The organism is Sphingobium tyrosinilyticum, assembly GCF_042654265.1.
In the GTDB taxonomy this organism is placed as follows: domain Bacteria; phylum Pseudomonadota; class Alphaproteobacteria; order Sphingomonadales; family Sphingomonadaceae; genus Sphingobium; species Sphingobium tyrosinilyticum.
This window is the reverse complement of sequence record NZ_JBHSFZ010000064.1, coordinates 80,112-97,682: the sequence shown is the minus strand read 5'-3', so window position 1 is coordinate 97,682 and position 17,571 is coordinate 80,112. Positions and strand designations below refer to the sequence as shown.

The following is a 17,571-nucleotide window of genomic DNA, read 5'->3' as shown; positions in this document are numbered from 1 at the left end:
AAGGCCCGGAGCGCTGAGATTAGCGGCAGCGTCACCAGCGCTTATCCACAGCATTCCGCAGGAAGGGCTGGCGTCGAATCGCCTGTGCGGCCTATCACTGCGCCATGCCTCATGCCGGTTTCGTCCCTCTCCGCATTTTTTCCTCTTTCACCATGTTGGAAGGTGCGATCGAGCCCAAGAAGATCGCGAAACAGGCGCGGGCCCTGGGCTTTCCTGCGGCGGCGATCACTGACCGTAACGGGCTCTATGGCTCGATGGCCTTTTCGGACGCCTGCAAGAGCGAAGGGGTTCAGCCGATCATCGGTGCGATGGTCGGCATCTTGCGGCCGGGACGCCCCGCTAATGCGGCTCCGGTGCATGATTGGATCGCGCTCTACGCTCAGGACCAGATTGGATATGACAATCTTTGCGAGCTGGTCTCGCTTGCTCACCTCGATCGCCCGGTTGAAGAAGTTCCGCATGTCTCGCTCGACGCGCTGGAAGGCCGGACGGATGGCCTGATTGCCCTTACGGCAGGTGCCGAAGGGGCGCTCGCTCGCTTGTTCGCGGAGGATCAGCCCGCCGCGGCGCTGGATTATGCCACTGGGCTGGAGGCGCTTTTCCCCGACCGGCTGTATGTTGAGATTTGCCGCAGGCTGGACCCCATTGAAGGGAAAGCAGAGGCCGAACTGCTGGACCTTGCCTACAGCCGTGAATTGCCGCTGGTCGCCACCAATCCAACCTGCTTTGCCGAGCCCCACTTCCACCAGGCGCATGACGTCATGCTCTGCATTGCAGACGGCGCTTATGTCGAAACGCCCGACCGCCGGACCAGTTCGCCCGATGCATGGATGAAGCCGGCGGCGGAAATGAAGCGGCTGTTCGAGGATCTTCCCGAGGCCCTCGCAAACACGCTTCTGGTTGCGCAACGATGCGCCGTGGCCGCGCCAAAACGTAAGCCCATCCTGCCAAGCCTAGCTGGTGACATCGAAGGCGAAGCAAAGATGTTGCGTGAACAGGCGGTGGAAGGACTTGAGGCGCGTTTGGCAAAGGCGGCTATTGTCGATGACGAAGCCCGCAAACCCTATTTCGATCGGCTCCAATTCGAGACCGATATTATCATACAGATGGGCTTCCCCGGCTACTTCCTGATCGTTGCCGATTTCATTAAATGGGCCAAGGAACAAGACATACCCGTGGGACCCGGCCGCGGTTCTGGCGCAGGTTCTGTCGTCGCCTGGGCGCTGACGATCACCGATCTCGATCCGCTGCAACTGGGGCTTCTGTTTGAGCGCTTTCTCAATCCCGAGCGCGTCTCCATGCCCGACTTCGACATCGACTTCTGCGAAACGCGGCGGGGCGAGGTGATCCGCTATGTTCAGCAGAAATATGGCGTGGATCATGTCGCTCAGATCATCACCTTCGGTAAGCTGAAGGCGCGAGCGGTGCTGAAGGACACAGGTCGCGTGCTACAAATGAGCTATGGCCAAGTCGATCGCCTCGCCAAGCTGGTGCCAAACCATCCGACGGATCCCTGGACGCTGGAACGATCGCTGAACGGCGTTGTCGAGTTCAAGGCCGAATATGACAATGACGCTCAGGTGAAGCGCCTGATCGATTATGCCATGAAGCTGGAGGGCTTCCCCCGCCATAGCTCGACACACGCCGCGGGTGTGGTGATTGGCGATCGTCCGCTGTCGCAGCTCGTGCCTCTCTATCGCGACCCGCGCTCGGACATGCCCGTGACGCAATTCGACATGAAATATGTCGAGGGCGCTGGCCTCGTAAAATTTGACTTTCTCGGCCTTAAAACCTTGTCAGTCCTGCAGAAAGCGGTCCAACTGCTCGCGGGGCGCGGCGTTGAGGTTGATCTCAGCAGCCTGGGTTGGGACGACCCGGCGGTTTATGAATTGCTCCAGCGTGGCGACACGGTTGGCGTGTTTCAGTTGGAATCGGAAGGCATGCGCAAGACGCTTGCCGCCGTTCGTCCGACCAATTTCGGCGACATCATTGCGCTCGTTTCGCTGTACCGGCCCGGTCCGATGGACAATATTCCTATGTTCGGCCGTCGTAAAAACGGGCAGGAAGAGATTGAATATCCCCATATTCTGCTGAAGCCGATCCTCGAAGAAACCTACGGCATCTTCGTCTATCAGGAACAGGTGATGCAGGCAGCGCAGATCCTGGCGGGCTATTCGCTGGGGGACGCCGACCTTCTCCGCCGCGCGATGGGCAAGAAGATCAAGGCGGAAATGGACGCGCAGAGGGCGCGGTTTGTCGATGGCTGCGCAAAGAGCGACATTCCGGCCGCCAAAGCCAACGAACTGTTCGACTTGATCGATAAATTTGCAGGCTACGGCTTCAACAAGTCGCACGCGGCAGCCTATGCACTACTCGCCTACCAGACGGCATGGCTTAAGGCGCATTATCCGGCTGAATTTTATGCCGCCTCGATGGCCTTTGACATACATTTGACGGACAAGCTGACCGTCTTCGTTGACGACATGCGGCGTATGGGTCTTAGCTGTCTTGCGCCTGACATCAATCGCAGCCTTGCCGATTTTTCCGTAGAGCCGGTCGAGCATGACGGAGAGGATAACCGGTTGGGTTTCGCGGTGCGCTATGCCTTGGGTGGGCTCAAGGGCGTGGGCGAAAAGGCGATGGAGCAGCTCGTTGCTGAACGAGACGCTGGAGGACCATTCAAGTCGCTCGACGATTTTGCGGACAGGATCGAACCACGCCTGCTCAACCGCCGACAGCTTGAAAGCTTGGCTGCGGCAGGAGCATTTGACGGCATTCACGCCGACAGGGCAGGCGTTCATGCTGCAGCAGATATGATCCTGAGCGTCGCCGCCAGCGCCGCCGAGGCGCGGGAGAGCGGACAGGGCGGTTTGTTTGGCGATGTGGAAACGCCGCATGCCGATGTCCGCATTCCGCCGCACCAGACCTGGTCAACAGCTGACCGCATGGCGCAGGAGAAGGATGCGTTCGGCTTCTATTTCTCGGCCCACCCGGTTGATCGTTATCGGCATCTGGCTGAAGCGCGGGGGGCAAAAAGCTATGGAGCCATCTGTTCCGAGCCGGTCGCAGAGGGTGGGCGCGCCAATGCGGTCATGGCCGCAATGGTCGAGGAAGTACGTTGGCGGGAAACTCGGCGCGGTGCGCGCTACGCTGCGGCGACCTTCTCGGATAGCAGCGGTCAGTTTCAGGCTAGCTGCTTTGAGGAAGACGCTTGCAAGGCGATCGAGGCGATGGCGCGCGAAGGTGACTGCGCATTGCTGATGGTGGAACTGGATCGCATGCCAGGCGAGGAAAACCCCCGGGTTACGATACGAAGCGTTGAGCAGTTTCACCAGCTTGCCAGTGCCTCGCGCATGGAACTAGTCGTTGACGCTCAGGACACTGCCGCCGTCGAGGCGTTGGCCGAATTGCTGCTGAACGCCAAGGGCGGGCGGAGCGAGGTATTTTTGCGCGCGCCGATCGCCGGAGGCAAGGCGGCGCGGTTGTTTGTGGGGGATGATTATCTGATTGGCGCCGACCAGGTGGACGCCATCGCACTGATCCCTGGCATCGTTATCCATCGCTTCGAGCGGATGGAACCGAAAGCAGACGGCTATCGCGCGCGCAGCCGGCGGTCCGGGTTCAGGCTTGTTGCGGCTACCGCTTAAATCAAAAAAGTTGAAGCTGTCGCCCTTGCGGGCGGCGGAACAGGTCGGTTCGGAGAGTTAGTCGCTCGCCGGAGAAACCTGCTCGCTTCCGTGCTTTGATGAAGCGCGTTCGGATCAGGTCGGCCCAGACTCCTTGACCGCGCATTCGGGTGCCGAAATTCGGATCATTATCGCGACCACCCCTGATTTCATGAAGGATATGCATGATACGCGCGGATCTGTCGGGGTAATGTTCCTGTAGCCAGGCGCGGAAGAGGGGGGCGACTTCGTGGGGGAGGCGGATAGGAATGAACGTGGCGTCGCGGGCGCCGGCTGAGGCGACCGTTTCGATAATGGATTCGATCTCGTGATCAGTGATCGCTGGAATGATCGGCGATATGCTGGCGACAACGGGAACGCCTGCGGATGCCAACTGGCGGATGGCCTCGACGCGCCGGAGGGGATGGGCGGCGCGTGGTTCCAAGGTGCGCGCAACTTTCGGGTCCAATGTGGTGACCGACACCATGACCGCGACAAGGCGATCGCGGGCCAATCGGGTAAGCAGGTCGATGTCGCGCAGGACCCGGTCTGACTTCGTCGTTATGAAGAGAGGGTGGCCACATTCTACAAGTATTTCAATGCATTGTCGCGTAATCTTCCAATCTTTTTCTATCGGCTGATAGGGATCGGTGTTCGTTCCCATGGCGATGGGAGAGACATTATATGATGGCTTTGACAGTTCTGCTCTCAGCAGAGCCGGCGCATCGGGCTTCGCGAACAATCGTGTTTCAAAATCCAACCCAGGCGACAGGTCGTGATAGGCGTGGGTGGGCCGAGCAAAGCAGTAGATGCAGCCATGCTCGCAGCCCCGATAGGCGTTGATAGATTGTGTGAAGGAGAGGTCGGGGGACTTGTTGCGGCTGATGATGGTCCGCGGACGCTCTACGGTTACTTCTGTTCGGCGGCGCGGCTTTGCGCCATCGACCAGTTCCAGTGCATCGAGCCAGTCGCCGTCCGCGATATGTTCGGCAAGATTGAACCGGCGGCTTTCGCCGTTCAGCGTTGCGCCTCGTCCCTTCTCCGTAGCCATGAGGGATTAGAACATAAAGAGAACGCACGTGCAAGTGCGCTGTATCAACGCTCCATCAGACGGGGCATCAGTTCGACGAAATTACAGGGACGAAAGCGGCTGTCGAGCTGGCTGGAGAGGATGCCGTCCCACGCATCCTTGACTGCGCCGGTCGATCCGGGAAGCGCGAATATATAGGTGCCGCGCGCAACGCAGGCGGTGGCGCGGGACTGGATGGTGGAGGTGCCGATGGTCTGATAGCTGAGCCAGCGGAACAGCTCGCCGAAGCCGGGGATTTCTTTGTCCTGTACCTGTGCAAGCGCTTCTGGCGTCACGTCCCGCCCTGTGACCCCGGTGCCTCCGGTTGTGATGACGCAGTCGATCTGCGGGTCGTCGATCCAGCTGTGAAGGCGCGCAACGATCGCCGAGCAGTCATCCCGTTCGATGTGGCGCGTAGCCAATATGTGACCGGCGCTTTTTATCCGTTCAGCGAGTATGTCGCCCGATCGGTCTTCCGCCAGGCCGCGGGTGTCTGACACAGTGAGAAGCGCGATGCGTACCGGCAAAAATGGCCGGCCTTCATCAATCGGCATCAGTCGGAGCCGCCAGCAATGCTAGGCGCCGCCAAATTCCCCTTTTGCGTCAGGCGGACCATGCGCACGCCCTTGGCGGTGGGGAAGGCGGGCCACATGCCCTGCGCCATGCCGGTAAGGCATTCGGCGCTGCCCTTCGCCTGGATCTGATACATCCAGTAGTTGCGCATCACGGTGTTCACATAGGCCCGAGTTTCATAATAGGGCAGCGATTCGATGAAGAGCAGCGGGTCGCCATTGTCCTTCACTTCGCTGTTCCACCGTTCGACCGGAAGCGGCCCAGCATTATAGGCGGCCATGACCTTGGGCAGCAGCCCGCCGGTCGCGCTCATGTTGCGGAGATTTTCCAGATAGCGCTGGCCATATTCCATGTTGGTCGAGGGCACGAAAAGCTGTGCGGGGGACGCAAGTCCCATGTCGCTACCGGTGCCGGGTAGAACCTGCATCAGCCCGCGTGCGCCTGCGCTGCTAACCACATCGCTGCGAAAACCCGATTCCTGAAGCGTATGGGCGTAGATCAGCGCCGGATCGACGCGCCAGCCACCGTCCGGACGCCAATCAGGTGCAGGAAAGCGAGCGAAGCTGCCGGGTTGCTTGCCTGCAGGGCCATTATGGGCGAGCCAAAGCTGGGTTGCGGGCATGTTCAGCGCGTTCGCCAGCTTGAGCAGTGCATCATATTGACCTGCCCCACCGATGCGGGCCTGATGCCTTATAAACTGATCGGCCTTTGCTGTCTGGCCGATGGCGGCCATAGCGACGGCGGCGCGAACATTGGGGCTGTCCTTCAACTGCTGCCAGTCAGCCGAGCCGAAGCGCGACGTGACCTTGACGCCACCGACCGGCATCCCGAGCGTCTCGCGGGCGAGCAGACCATAGAAAGTTTCGTCTGAACGGGCTGCGGTCTTCAGCAGAGCTTCGACCTTTTCGGCCTGTCCGCAAACCATATAGGCGCGGGCGGCCCAATAGGCGCCTGCGGCGCGCATGTCGGCATTTCCGGCCATGGCGGCGACATTGGCGAAAGCAGGCGCAGCGGCGGTGCAATCATTCTGACGCCATGCGGCGAGGCCGGTCGTCCAGTGCGCCTGTACCGACCAATCGCCGCCCGCGCGCGTTTCGAGCGCCTTGGCGGCCATGCGGCGGGCGTTCGCGTCATCGCTTTCGATATAATAGGTCCAGGCGACACGCTGGCGCACCTCGGTCAGGCCCTCAGGAGTCAGGCCCATCTCACCTGTCGCAAGAAGCATTTCGGCGCCGGCAGGATCATCATTTTTGATGAAGGGGGTCATCTGCCCAACCAGCGCCTGAGCAGCCAGATCGGTCTTGGTAGTGGAGACATATTCGCGGCGGGGCGCGGAGCCGAGCCAGACCATCTTCTGCACCTGGGGCAGGATAGGCAGGATGGTCGCACCGCGCTTTTGCGCCATACGCGAAAGCTGATCGGCGCTGGGCAGCCAGGCCGACTTGTTGATGAGTTCCAGAAGGTCGAACAGCTCTACGCGCGGGGAATCCTTCGCAACATAAAGGTCCGAGAGGGCGACGGACCGGACAGGGTCCTGCGGATCGAGCGCCAGGATCATCGCCTTGGCTTCCGGCCATTGCTGACCCGACAGGGCGGCGAAAATGGCATTATACCGCGCCTTGTCTGCGTCATCGATCTGGAGTGGCGATCGTGCGCCGGGGGTCAAGGCGGCGGGAAAGGTGGTCGTATCCGCTTGGACGGGCAGGGCGGCGGCTGCGCCAACGGCGGCGAGGGCGAGGATGGATGATCGTGTAAGGGCGCGAATCACTTATGCATTTCCTCGACCAGGCGTTGCAAAGTCCTCCAACTTTCCACCTTCGCCGCAGGTTGTCCCAGCAACAGCCGCGGATGGAAAGTGGCAAGGGCAGGCACAATGCCGCCATCATGGTTAAAAAAGTGTAAATTATCCATTCCAGCCTTGTCTTGGACAGGAAGGAAGGTGCGGATCGTCCTGTCGCCCATAATCAACAGTCGATCGGGCGTAGCGAGCGAAACAAGGGTGCGCATGCGGTCCGCCGCGATGCTGAGGTCCGCCGCCTCCACCATGCCGCCTGGCGGGCGGGAGGAGAAGAGCGACGCGAGACAGATATTGTCGCGTGAAAGGCCGATCGCGGCCAGCATCGCGTCGAACAGGCGGCCAGCGCGATCCGCGAGCAATGATCCCGCTTCCATATCCGCAGGGTCCGGCATGTCGGTGATCACCATCAGCGGCGATTTGGTTTGCCCTTCCGGCAGGATCGGCACGCCGGGCCAGCGGCGTTCAGGCTGGTCGGGGGACTGGGCGAGCCATATTCTAAATTCTTCGAGTGTGGCGGGTCTTGCCTCTGCAGGCACTGCCGTAGGAGGCGAAGGCGAGAGACTGATTGCCGCCGGGCGCAGCCAGTTCACGGCTGCCTCATCGATCGCACAATCGACGCCTGCCATATCCCACCACGCCAGATAGGCGTTGGCGGCGGCCGCCATGTCTTCCTGCATTAATCCCCGCATCGATCTTCTAGGGCCAGAGGTTGACGCCGAGGTCAAGAATCTTCATCGGCAGCGAGTGGTAAATCGTTTGAGTAATGCGGCAGCCGGACAGGAGAGGGAAACCATCCGGTGCGCCGCGATGGAGGGACTATGAGCGAACGGGAATCGATGCCCTATGACATCGTCATCGTCGGCGGGGGACCGGCGGGGCTGTCCGCGGCGATCAGGCTGAAGCAACTGGCCAATGACGCAGGGCAGGAATTGGCCGTGTGCGTTCTGGAGAAGGGCTCGGAAATCGGCGCCCATATCCTGTCGGGCGCGGTCATCGATCCCAAGGCGCTGGACGAACTGTTGCCTGACTGGCGCGACATGGGCTGTTCGCTGGCAGATGTTCCGGTCCGCGACAATCAGCACTGGTTCCTGACGAAGCGCGGAAAGCTGCCCGTGCCGCATATTTCGACGCCGCGCTGGATGCATAACAAGGGCACCTACACCGGGTCGCTCGGCAATCTCTGCCGCTGGCTGGCCGAGCAGGCCGAAGGACTGGGGGTCGAGATCTTCCCGGGCTTTGCCGCCGCCGAAATCCTCTACAATGAGGATGGGTCGGTGAAGGGTGTCGCGACCGGGGACATGGGCATCGATCGCGAAGGCAATCGCAAGCCGGACTATCAGCCGGGCCTGGAACTGCACGCCAAATACACCTTCTTCGCCGAAGGTGCGCGCGGGCACCTGACCAAGATCCTGAAGCGCCAGTTCGATCTGGACAAGGATTGCGAGCCTCAGGTGTACGGTCTGGGCATGAAGGAATTGTGGGACATCGATCCCGCCAAGCACAAGCCGGGCCTCGTTATCCACACGCAGGGCTGGCCGCTGACGGATGCCTATGGCGGCGGGTTTCTTTACCACCAGGCCAATGGGCAAGTGGCCTTGGGCTTCGTCGTGGGCCTTGGCTACCGCAATCCCTATCTTTACCCGTTCGAGGAATTCCAGCGCTGGAAGCAGCACCCGGCGATCCGTGAATATCTGGAAGGCGGCCGCCGCGTGTCCTACGGCGCACGCGCGATCAACGAGGGTGGCTGGCAATCAGTCCCGAAGCTGGTTTTCCCCGGCGGCGCGCTGATCGGCTGCTCGGCGGGCTTCGTCAATGTGCCGCGCATCAAGGGCACGCATACCGCTATGAAGTCGGGCATGCTTGCCGCCGAGGCAGCGTTTGAGGCCATCCAGAATGAGCGCGCGCGCGATGTGCTGGACGATTACGACGCACGCCTGCGTTCCAGTTGGGTCGCTGACGAACTGACGCTGGTCAAGAATGCCGAGCCGTTGCTCGCCAAGTTCGGCAACACGATCGGCACGCTGCTCGCGGGCGTCGATATGTGGATGCGCACGCTGAAAATCGGCCTGCCCTTCACGATGAAACACAAGCCGGATTGCGAGAAGATCTGGCCCAAGGAAATCGGCCACAAGATCGATTATCCCAAGCCCGATGGAGTCGTCAGCTTCGACAGGCTGTCGTCGGTCTTCCTGTCGAACACCAATCATGAGGAGGATCAGCCGGTTCACCTGCAGCTGAAGGATCCGTCGATTCCGATCAGCTACAACCTGCCCCTTTATGACGAACCGGCGCAGCGCTATTGTCCTGCGGGCGTTTATGAAGTGGTTGGGCTGGAGGAAGGCAATCCTCGTTTCCAGATTAACGCGCAGAATTGCGTCCACTGCAAGACGTGCGACATCAAGGATCCGACGCAGAACATCAACTGGGTCGTGCCCGAAGGCGGTGGAGGCCCGAACTATCCCAACATGTAGGCGCCTGCTGCTGATCATGCTGCTGCCGATGCTGCCGGTCTTTCCGGCTGGCGCATCGGTGGACCGAACGAGCGCGCTGCATTCCTATGCGCGAGGAAGGCTGGCCGATAGCGATGGGGCGACGGCGATTGCGCTGCGCAACTATCGCGATGCGCAGGCTGCAGCACCGGCTAGCCTTGAAGTCGCCCGGCGCTCTTATCTACATAGCCTGATCAGCGGTGACATGCCGCTGGCGATTCGGTCGGCAAGGTTGCTCGACAGCAATGGCGTGCTGCCCAGGGACGGGACGCTGCTATTCCTGTGCGATGCGCTGATCCGCAAGGATTGGGGCGCGGCGCGGCAAGTGACCGACCGGATGGCGGCCGAGGGGAATTTCGGGTTCCTCGCACCGATCGTGCGCAGCTGGATTGCGCTGGGCGAGGGAAGGGTCGCGCCGCCTGCGATTGATCCGGCCAACCGTTATGCGTCCTTGGCCCGACGCTATATCGATGAACATGTGGCGCTGCAGGCGCTAGGGCGCGGAAAGTTGGTGGAGGCTGGTCCCGCGATCAATCGCGCGCTCGCGTTACGAACCGTGGACTTGCCAGAGCTCCGACTGACTTTCGCCGGACAGTTGGCTGCGCGAGGCGCGAGGGCGGAGGCGATCGCGCTGCTGATAGAGGGCCAAGCTGCTTATGCGCGGGCGCGCGCCGATGTGGCGCGTGGCCGCAGCGGTGGGACGGCAAGCGGCCCGCTAGCGCCCCGGCAGGGCTTTGCGCGACTGCTGGTGCGGCTGGCGGTGGACATTTCCTCCGACGATAGCACGCGTCTGCTAGGGATCAGGCTGGCCAGGATCGCGAGCTTCGCCAACCCGGAAGGGGCGGATGGCGCGTTGGCGCTGGCGCAGTTGCTGACCGACGCGGGCTATGCCGACCGTGGCGTGGCCGAAGCGCGGAAAGTTGCGACGGATGACTGGTTTGGTTCGCTAGGCCAGGCAGCGCTGGTCGATGCATTGGCCGCGTCGGGGAACCGAGCAGCGGCGATAGTGCTCGCTCGCTCGCTGGCGGAAGCGCCGGGCGCGGACTCCGAAAGGTTGGTACGGTTTGGGCAGTTGCTTGCGCAGGCGAAGGATTTTGGTGGTGCCGCCGACGCGTTCCGAAAGGCGGAAGGACGGTTCCCGGCAGACGCCGTGCCTTGGGCATTGCTGCTGTTTCAAGGGAGCGCGCTGGAGCAGGCGGGACGTTGGGATGAAGCGCGGGCAGTGCTGGAGCGCGCTGCGAAAATCGCGCCAGAAGAGCCCGCGGTGCTCAATTATTTGGGCTATGCTCAGGTCGAGCGGCGGAAAAATGTCGCCGCCGCGCTGGAGTTGTTGAAGAAGGCGAGCGCTCTCAAACCCGAAGACGCGTCAATCACGGATTCGCTTGGATGGGCGCAATTTATCACCGGCGATGTCGCAGCCGCTCTTCCAGTCTTGGAGCGTGCGGCAGAGGGTGCGCCTGCTGACGCTACGATCAACGAGCATCTGGGCGACGCGCTGTGGGCAGCAGGCCGCCGTTATGAGGCGCGCTATGCCTGGCGGGCGGCTGCGGTCTCCGCCGAGGGGCCCGCCGCCACGCGCCTGAACGCGAAGGCGAGAGAAGGGATGAAGCCTGAACATGCCGCTCCTTGACGCCGACATGCTGGTGGAAACGGCCTATGCGAAGGTGAACCTTGCCCTGCATGTCCGGGAGCGGCGGGCTGATGGTTATCACGCGCTGGAAAGCCTTTTCGTTTTCGCGCGTGATGGCGATTTGCTGACTGGCGAGGCGAGGGAGGACGGAAGCATCAGCTTGATGCTGGACGGACGCTTCGGGGCTGCGCTTGAGGCAGGCGAGGGCAATCTGGTGATGAAGGCGGCTCGCCTGCTGCAGGAGCGATTAGGCGAAAAGCGAGGCGCCGCGATCAGGTTGACGAAGAGCTTGCCGGTTGCCTCCGGCATCGGCGGAGGATCAGCGGATGCGGCAGCCGCGTTGCGGCTGCTCAACCGGCTGTGGGATGCGCAGCTGTCCACTCCCGAGTTGGAACGGCTCGGCTTGGCGCTCGGCTCTGACGTTCCCGCTTGCGTCAGCAGCGTCCCGCAGATGGTGCGCGGCCGGGGTGAGTTGCTGGAGCAGCGGGATGTGCAAGGATTGGCAGGGATGCCGATGCTGTTGGTCAATCCGGGCGTGGCACTATCGACGGCGCAGGTCTTCCAGGGTTGGGATCAGCAGGATCGAGGTCCGCTGGATGCTCATGGGCTGGAAGATATCATCGCCAAAGGGCGCAACGATCTGGAGCCTGCCGCGATCGAAGCGGCCCCGATAATAGCGGAAGTATTGGCGCTGCTGAGAGAACAAACAGGAGTCCGGTTCGCGCGCATGTCGGGATCTGGCGCGACTTGCTTTGCGCTGTTTGATGGGGTGGCCAGCAGGGGCGCGGCGGCTATGGCCCTCTGCGCGCTGAGGCCGGATTGGTGGATCATGGAAACGGAGATAGGCGGAGCGTGAGCGAGGCTTTCACTCAGATCAACTGCGGAGCGCTCGATCTGCTGATCATCGCCGACCATGCTTCGGCCCATGTGCCTGCCGATATCGACCTGGCTATCGATGCCGCATTGCTGACCAATCATATCGCCGTGGATATCGGGGTGGCGGAGGTCAGCCGCCTACTAGCTGAACAACTGGGATGTACGGCGATTTTGGGCGGCGTGTCCCGCCTGGTCATTGATTTGAACCGCGAGGATGACGCACCTGGCCTGCTTCCGGTGATGAGCGATGGCCATGTGATCCCCGGCAATCGCCAAGCGGACCTGGCAGAGCGGATGATCCGCTTCCACCATCCCTATCATCATCAGATCGGCCGGCTGTTGGACGGTATGACATCGCCCTTCATCCTGTCGGTGCATAGCTTTACGCCCAGCCTAGCAAGCGATCCTCATGCCGAGCGCCCGTGGGATATCGGCGTCCTGTATAATGGGGATGATCGCGCAGCCCGCATCGCCATTCCGTTGCTGTCGGAAGCGGGGCTGCTGGTCGGCGATCAATTGCCCTATTCGGGTAAGCTGCTCAATGCGACGATGAACCGCCATGCCGAAGCCAACGGTATCCCCTATCTCGGCATCGAGATGCGGCAGGATCTGGTGGCGGACGCCGACGGGCAGCGCCGCTTCGCCAGTATAATAGGCCCGATCGTGCTACAATGCCGCAATAGCCTTGCGTGACTCGTCCCTTTTTGGAAAGGAGACGCGCGCAAGAAGGGTAGGTTTTATGTCTCACACATTCGACAAGTCGAAACTGCCGAGCCGTCATGTCTCGGTTGGTCCGGAGCGGGCCCCGCATCGCAGCTATTATTACGCGATGGGCTTGACCGAGGAAGAGATTGGCCGCCCCTTCGTAGGTATCGCCTCCGCTGGTAACGACAGCGCGCCGTGCAACACGACGCTCGACATGCAGGCAGATTGGTGCCGCCAAGGCGTGAACGAGGCGGGCGGGATGCCGCGCCGTTTCAATACCATCACCGTGACCGATGGCATTGCCATGGGACATCAGGGCATGAAAAGCTCGCTCGCGAGCCGCGAAGTGATCGCGGATTCTGTCGAGCTATCGGTGCGCGGTCACTGTTATGACGCGCTCGTCACCTTCGCCGGGTGCGACAAGTCGCTGCCTGGCATGATGATGGCGATGCTGCGCCTCAACGTCCCGTCGATCTTCGTCTATGGCGGATCGATCCTGCCAGGCCGCTTCGAAAACCGCGACGTCACCGTCGTCGATGTGTTCGAGGTGGTCGGTAAATATGCCGCCGGCGCCTGCCCCCTGAAGGATGTGATCGCGCTCGAAAAGGTGGCGTGCCCTGGTCACGGCGCCTGCGGCGGGCAATATACCGCCAACACCATGGCCTGTGTCGGTGAAGCGATCGGCCTGTCGTTGCCCAACAGCAATATGGCGCCCGCGCCCTATAAGAGCCGCGAAGAGGTCGCGGTTGCCGCAGGACGCCAGGTCATGGAGTTGCTGGCGAAGAATATCCGCCCCCGCGACATCTGTACCCGCGAGGCGTTCGAAAATGCCGCGCGGATCGTCGCCGCGACTGGCGGATCGACCAATGGCGCGCTTCACCTGCCCGCCATGGCGAATGAGTGCGGCATCGACTTCGACCTGTTCGATGTGGCCGAAATCTTCAAATCCACGCCATATATCGCGGACCTGAAGCCGGGCGGAAAATATGTTGCCAAGGATATGTATGATGCGGGTGGCATCTACATGCTGATGAAGACATTGCACGACAACGGCCTTCTGCACGGCGACTGCATGACGGTGACGGGTAAGACCCTTGCCGAGAATATTGAGGAAGTGACCTGGAACCCGGACCAGAAGGTCATCTATGACGTCAAGTCGCCGATCACCCCGACGGGCGGCGTTGTCGGCCTTAAAGGTTCGCTGGCGCCCAACGGCGCGATCGTGAAGGTCGCCGGCATGCACCGGCTGCAATTCGAAGGGCCCGCCAGGGTCTTCGATTGCGAGGAAGATGCTTTCGCCGCCGTTGAGGCGCGCGACATCGCCGAGGGTTCGGTGATCATCATCCGTTATGAAGGCCCGAAGGGCGGCCCCGGAATGCGCGAGATGCTATCCACCACTGCGGCGCTCTACGGCCAGGGCATGGGCGAGAAGGTGGCGCTGATCACCGATGGCCGCTTCTCGGGCGCTACGCGCGGCTTTTGTATTGGCCATGTCGGGCCTGAAGCAGCCGAAGGCGGCCCGATCGCGCTAGTAGAAAATGGCGATATCATTGCCATCGACGCAGAGGCGGGAACGATCGACCTGAAGGTCGCCGAGTCCGTACTGGCGGAGCGCCAGAAGAATTGGAGACCCCGCCAGAATGATTATCAGGCGGGTGCGCTGTGGCGCTATGCGCAGAATGTGGGTCCGGCTTACAAGGGAGCGGTGACGCATCCCGGAGCGAAGGCCGAAACCCATGTCTATGCGGATATCTGACAAGATTGCCGGGGCGGGGCTTCTGTGCCTCGCCCTGGCAGCTTGTGACTCCCAGTCGGCAGCTTTGCCCGACGCCACGCTCGGGCGCGCCGCCGTGGCGGAATGCGCCATTGGGCCGCGGGCGGAGTGGACACGGAATTGCTTGGTGGAGCAGAGCGGAAAGCTCCTCACCGTGCGCCATGGGGATGGCGGCTTTCGACGCTTCACCATATTGGAAGATGGGCGCGGGCTGGCTGCGGCGGATGGAGCCGAACCGGCAAATGTCGCCATCGTGGGTAAGGGTCAAATCGAAGTCAGCGCAGGCGAGGAGCGCTACCGACTGCCTGCCACCATTGCCGGAGCGACCAAGCCTTGAGCGGACTGGCCATATTGACTGCCGCTCAGATGCGGGCGGCTGAGCAGGCGGCGATCGCCAGCGGCATTCCAGAATATGAACTGATGGAACGAGCAGGCGCGGCGGCGGCGGAGATCATCTGGCGCGCAGGCGCCAAGCGCGACCTTCTAGTGCTTTGCGGTCCTGGCAATAATGGTGGAGACGGCTTCGTCATCGCTCGATTGCTGCGAGCGCGCGGCGTCCCTGTTCGCGTCGCTGCCTTGGGTGAAAGCAGAACCGAATCCAGCCTAAAAGCGCGAGCAGCTTGGAATGGGCCTGTGGAGCCGTTTGACCAGGCAGCTCCTGCCACGCAGATCGTTGACGCGCTGTTCGGCACCGGACTGTCCCGAGGATTGGAGGACGCTGTCGCAGATCGACTCTCCTCCCTGACGGCGCAGGCGAGCTTCAGCTATGCGGTTGATTTGCCGAGTGGGGTTGATACCGACAGCGGGGCATTGCTGTCACACGCTCCGCTTTTTGGCGTCTGCATCGCCCTGGGATCGCTGAAGCCGGCCCATGTGCTGCATCCAGCCGCGGGGCTCTTTCGCAGGCTGGTTTGCGCGGACATCGGCATCGTCGCCTCGGATCAGGTGCACCGTCTGTCAACGCCGCATTTGACGCGGCCGCTCACATCGGATCACAAATATAGCCGAGGATTGGTGGCCGTCGTTGGCGGCAGCATGGCGGGCGCCGGGCGGCTTGCGGCTCGGGCCGCTGCACGATCGGGTGCAGGCATGGTGCGTTATCTGGCTGCTGCCGAAGCCGCCGCCGGACTGGATGCGATCGTCACGGTACAGGCTAAGACAATAAGCGAACTGGAGAGCAGTTTGGTCGATGGCAGATTGGCGGCCGTGGTCGCAGGGCCTGGGCTGGGCAGCGACGAGCGAGCGAAAGAGCGGCTGGCAGCGGTGCTGGCTTGTGGGCATCCGTTGGTGCTGGATGCGGATGCGCTGACGCTCTTGGGGAGTGGGGCGGCAGAGGGCATCCCGCCCGGCTCGATCCTAACGCCGCATGAAGGAGAATTTGCTCGCCTTGGCTTCAACCTGCGGGGAGATAAGATCAGCCGCGCTACGGAGGCAGCCCGGCGTACCGACGCTGTCATCGTCCTCAAAGGGGCAGATAGCGTCGTGGCTGCGCCAGACGGGCGCGTAGCGGTTTCAAGTGGCGCTTCGCCTTGGCTGTCCACCGCTGGAACGGGTGATGTGCTGGCGGGACTGGCAGCGGGAAGATTGGCGGTAAGTGGCGATCCGTTTAGCGCAGCGTGTGAGGCGGTTTGGCTGCATGGGGAGGCGGCCAGGCGCGCTGGGGAGGCCTTCGCAGCGGACGATTTGATTGCAGAGCTACCAGCGGCTATCGCCTCCCGCTTGTGACTGAGATCGACACAGATATTATCGTCCGTATCGCCGCCAAAGGCGACGGCGTGACCTCCGACGGCCGGCATGTGCAGTTGGCAGCACCGGGTGACCGGCTGACGGGGGATGGTCGGCTCTTGCCCGGCCCGCATCATATCACGCCGCCTTGCATGCACTTTCCGGCATGTGGTGGATGCGAACTTCAGCATGTCGATGAGGAGAGCTTTGCTGCCTTCGCAACGGCGCGTGTTACCGGCCCGTTGGCGGGCCAGGGCATTACGGCTGAGACGGTGCTACCCGCACATGTCTCGCCACCCAGAACCCGCCGCCGGGCTTCGTTGCGGGCTGCGCGCGAGGGGCGGCGGATCGTCATCGGCTTCGCTGAGTCGGGCAGCCACAAGCTGATCGATATCGCCATGTGCGAGATATTGGACCCGCGGCTTTTTGCGCTGGTGCAGCCGCTTCGCGAGGTGCTGCCCCTGATCCTGCCGGACAGGCGTGCGGCGCATGTCCGCATGTCCCTGGTTGATCAGGGTGTCGATCTGCTGCTCGAGAGGGTCCGCGTCGAAGGGCTTGCGGCGGACGAGGCGCTGCGGGACTTTGCGGACACCTGGAAGCTGGCGCGGCTGACCATAGATGAGGGCGATGGGCAGCAGGTGCGCTGGGAGCCTGAGCCTGTGACGGTAAGTTTCGGGGGCGTGGCCGTGGGCTTCCCCTCCTTCGCGTTCCTTCAGGCGACGCCGGATGGGGAGGCGGCGCTGGTGGAGTTTGTCCGTGAAGCTTTGCCTGGGCGGGGAGCGGTGGCCGATCTCTTCTGTGGTCTTGGCACCTTTGCGCTGGCGATCGGTGAGGGGCGGCCCGTCTATGCTGCCGAAGGTGCGCGCGATTTGGTCCTGTCGCTGAAGCTCGCGGCTAACCGTGCACAGCGGCGGATGGTGGTGGATCATCGAGACCTGTTCAGGAAGCCGCTGACGCCCGAGGAGCTAAATAGATTTGCTGCCGTGGTGATCGACCCGCCCCGGGCGGGTGCGCGGGAGCAGGTCATGCAGTTGGCGGCGTCGGCTGTGCCCCTGATCGCCTATGTATCGTGCAATCCGGCGAGCTTTGCGCGGGATGCGGCGCATCTGGTCGCTGGCGGCTATGTGCTGGAGAGCGTCAAGCCGGTGGGGCAGTTCCGATGGTCAACGCATGTCGAACTGGCTGCGACTTTCCGGCGGAGATGAAAATTGTCCCTCGCCGCATATTTGCGGCGAGGGACAGGCACCCTCTCCAAAGGGGAGCTTGA

13 protein-coding genes are annotated in these 17,571 nt (G+C 62.1%); 9 read left to right on the top strand and 4 right to left on the bottom strand.

The window, feature by feature from the left end:
* Positions 1-104: 104 nt before the first annotated feature.
* Positions 105-3,647, top strand: coding sequence for a DNA polymerase III subunit alpha (gene dnaE / locus ACFO3E_RS17935; protein ID WP_066523737.1), 3,543 nt, complete (start codon positions 105-107; stop codon positions 3,645-3,647).
* 1 nt (position 3,648) lies between these two features.
* Here the strand turns inward: dnaE and ACFO3E_RS17930 are convergent, their stop codons facing one another.
* The 4 genes from ACFO3E_RS17930 to ACFO3E_RS17915 are packed head-to-tail and all read right to left on the bottom strand — an operon-like array spanning position 3,649 to position 7,794.
* Positions 3,649-4,716, bottom strand: a complete 1,068-nt coding sequence (locus ACFO3E_RS17930) for a PA0069 family radical SAM protein (RefSeq protein ID WP_066523739.1) — start codon at positions 4,714-4,716, stop codon at positions 3,649-3,651.
* A 44-nt stretch (positions 4,717-4,760) separates the two neighbouring features.
* Positions 4,761-5,288, bottom strand: coding sequence for a molybdenum cofactor biosynthesis protein B (gene moaB / locus ACFO3E_RS17925; RefSeq protein WP_066523741.1), 528 nt, complete (start codon positions 5,286-5,288; stop codon positions 4,761-4,763).
* Positions 5,288-7,075, bottom strand: a complete 1,788-nt coding sequence (locus tag ACFO3E_RS17920; RefSeq protein ID WP_066523743.1) for a lytic transglycosylase domain-containing protein — start codon at positions 7,073-7,075, stop codon at positions 5,288-5,290. The genes moaB and ACFO3E_RS17920 overlap by 1 nt, the downstream gene beginning before the upstream one ends.
* Positions 7,072-7,794 carry a uracil-DNA glycosylase family protein gene (locus tag ACFO3E_RS17915; protein ID WP_380806856.1) on the bottom strand — a complete coding sequence of 241 codons (723 nt, stop codon included), beginning with the start codon at positions 7,792-7,794 and terminating at the stop codon, positions 7,072-7,074. The genes ACFO3E_RS17920 and ACFO3E_RS17915 overlap by 4 nt, the downstream gene beginning before the upstream one ends.
* 129 nt (positions 7,795-7,923) lie before the next feature.
* Here ACFO3E_RS17915 and ACFO3E_RS17910 point away from each other — a divergent pair, with 129 nt between their 5' ends.
* From ACFO3E_RS17910 to ACFO3E_RS17875, 8 genes are read left to right on the top strand one after another with little or no spacing between them, the layout of a single operon-like run.
* Positions 7,924-9,576 carry an electron transfer flavoprotein-ubiquinone oxidoreductase gene (locus tag ACFO3E_RS17910; RefSeq protein WP_066523747.1) on the top strand — a complete coding sequence of 551 codons (1,653 nt, stop codon included), beginning with the start codon at positions 7,924-7,926 and terminating at the stop codon, positions 9,574-9,576.
* Between the two features lie 16 nt (positions 9,577-9,592).
* Positions 9,593-11,224, top strand: coding sequence for a tetratricopeptide repeat protein (locus ACFO3E_RS17905; protein WP_225870559.1), 1,632 nt, complete (start codon positions 9,593-9,595; stop codon positions 11,222-11,224).
* Positions 11,211-12,080: a 4-(cytidine 5'-diphospho)-2-C-methyl-D-erythritol kinase gene (locus tag ACFO3E_RS17900; protein WP_066523749.1), complete on the top strand. Its 870-nt coding sequence runs from the start codon at positions 11,211-11,213 to the stop codon at positions 12,078-12,080. Before ACFO3E_RS17905 ends, ACFO3E_RS17900 begins: the two co-directional genes overlap by 14 nt.
* Positions 12,077-12,793, top strand: a complete 717-nt coding sequence (locus ACFO3E_RS17895) for an N-formylglutamate amidohydrolase (protein ID WP_066523751.1) — start codon at positions 12,077-12,079, stop codon at positions 12,791-12,793. Before ACFO3E_RS17900 ends, ACFO3E_RS17895 begins: the two co-directional genes overlap by 4 nt.
* Positions 12,794-12,839: 46 nt before the next feature.
* Positions 12,840-14,561: a dihydroxy-acid dehydratase gene (gene ilvD / locus ACFO3E_RS17890; protein ID WP_066523753.1), complete on the top strand. Its 1,722-nt coding sequence runs from the start codon at positions 12,840-12,842 to the stop codon at positions 14,559-14,561.
* Positions 14,542-14,916 carry a hypothetical protein gene (locus ACFO3E_RS17885; RefSeq protein WP_066523755.1) on the top strand — a complete coding sequence of 125 codons (375 nt, stop codon included), beginning with the start codon at positions 14,542-14,544 and terminating at the stop codon, positions 14,914-14,916. The genes ilvD and ACFO3E_RS17885 overlap by 20 nt, the downstream gene beginning before the upstream one ends.
* Positions 14,913-16,304: an NAD(P)H-hydrate dehydratase gene (locus ACFO3E_RS17880; RefSeq protein WP_082919514.1), complete on the top strand. Its 1,392-nt coding sequence runs from the start codon at positions 14,913-14,915 to the stop codon at positions 16,302-16,304. The genes ACFO3E_RS17885 and ACFO3E_RS17880 overlap by 4 nt, the downstream gene beginning before the upstream one ends.
* Positions 16,301-17,509: a class I SAM-dependent RNA methyltransferase gene (locus tag ACFO3E_RS17875; protein ID WP_066523761.1), complete on the top strand. Its 1,209-nt coding sequence runs from the start codon at positions 16,301-16,303 to the stop codon at positions 17,507-17,509. Before ACFO3E_RS17880 ends, ACFO3E_RS17875 begins: the two co-directional genes overlap by 4 nt.
* Positions 17,510-17,571: the final 62 nt, after the last annotated feature.

Bases quoted from the DNA above. Each gene is read 5' to 3' on its own strand.
- ACFO3E_RS17910 (WP_066523747.1), top strand. From the start codon at position 7,924: ATGAGCGAACGGGAATCGATGCCCTATGACATCGTCATCGTCGGCGGG.
- ACFO3E_RS17900 (WP_066523749.1), top strand. From the start codon at position 11,211: ATGCCGCTCCTTGACGCCGACATGCTGGTGGAAACGGCCTATGCGAAG.
- ACFO3E_RS17885 (WP_066523755.1), top strand. From the start codon at position 14,542: ATGTCTATGCGGATATCTGACAAGATTGCCGGGGCGGGGCTTCTGTGC.
- ACFO3E_RS17915 (WP_380806856.1), bottom strand. From the start codon at position 7,794: ATGCGGGGATTAATGCAGGAAGACATGGCGGCCGCCGCCAACGCCTAT.
- ACFO3E_RS17930 (WP_066523739.1), bottom strand. From the start codon at position 4,716: ATGGCTACGGAGAAGGGACGAGGCGCAACGCTGAACGGCGAAAGCCGC.
- moaB (WP_066523741.1), bottom strand. From the start codon at position 5,288: ATGCCGATTGATGAAGGCCGGCCATTTTTGCCGGTACGCATCGCGCTT.
- ACFO3E_RS17905 (WP_225870559.1), top strand. From the start codon at position 9,593: ATGCTGCTGCCGATGCTGCCGGTCTTTCCGGCTGGCGCATCGGTGGAC.
- ilvD (WP_066523753.1), top strand. From the start codon at position 12,840: ATGTCTCACACATTCGACAAGTCGAAACTGCCGAGCCGTCATGTCTCG.
- dnaE (WP_066523737.1), top strand. From the start codon at position 105: ATGCCTCATGCCGGTTTCGTCCCTCTCCGCATTTTTTCCTCTTTCACC.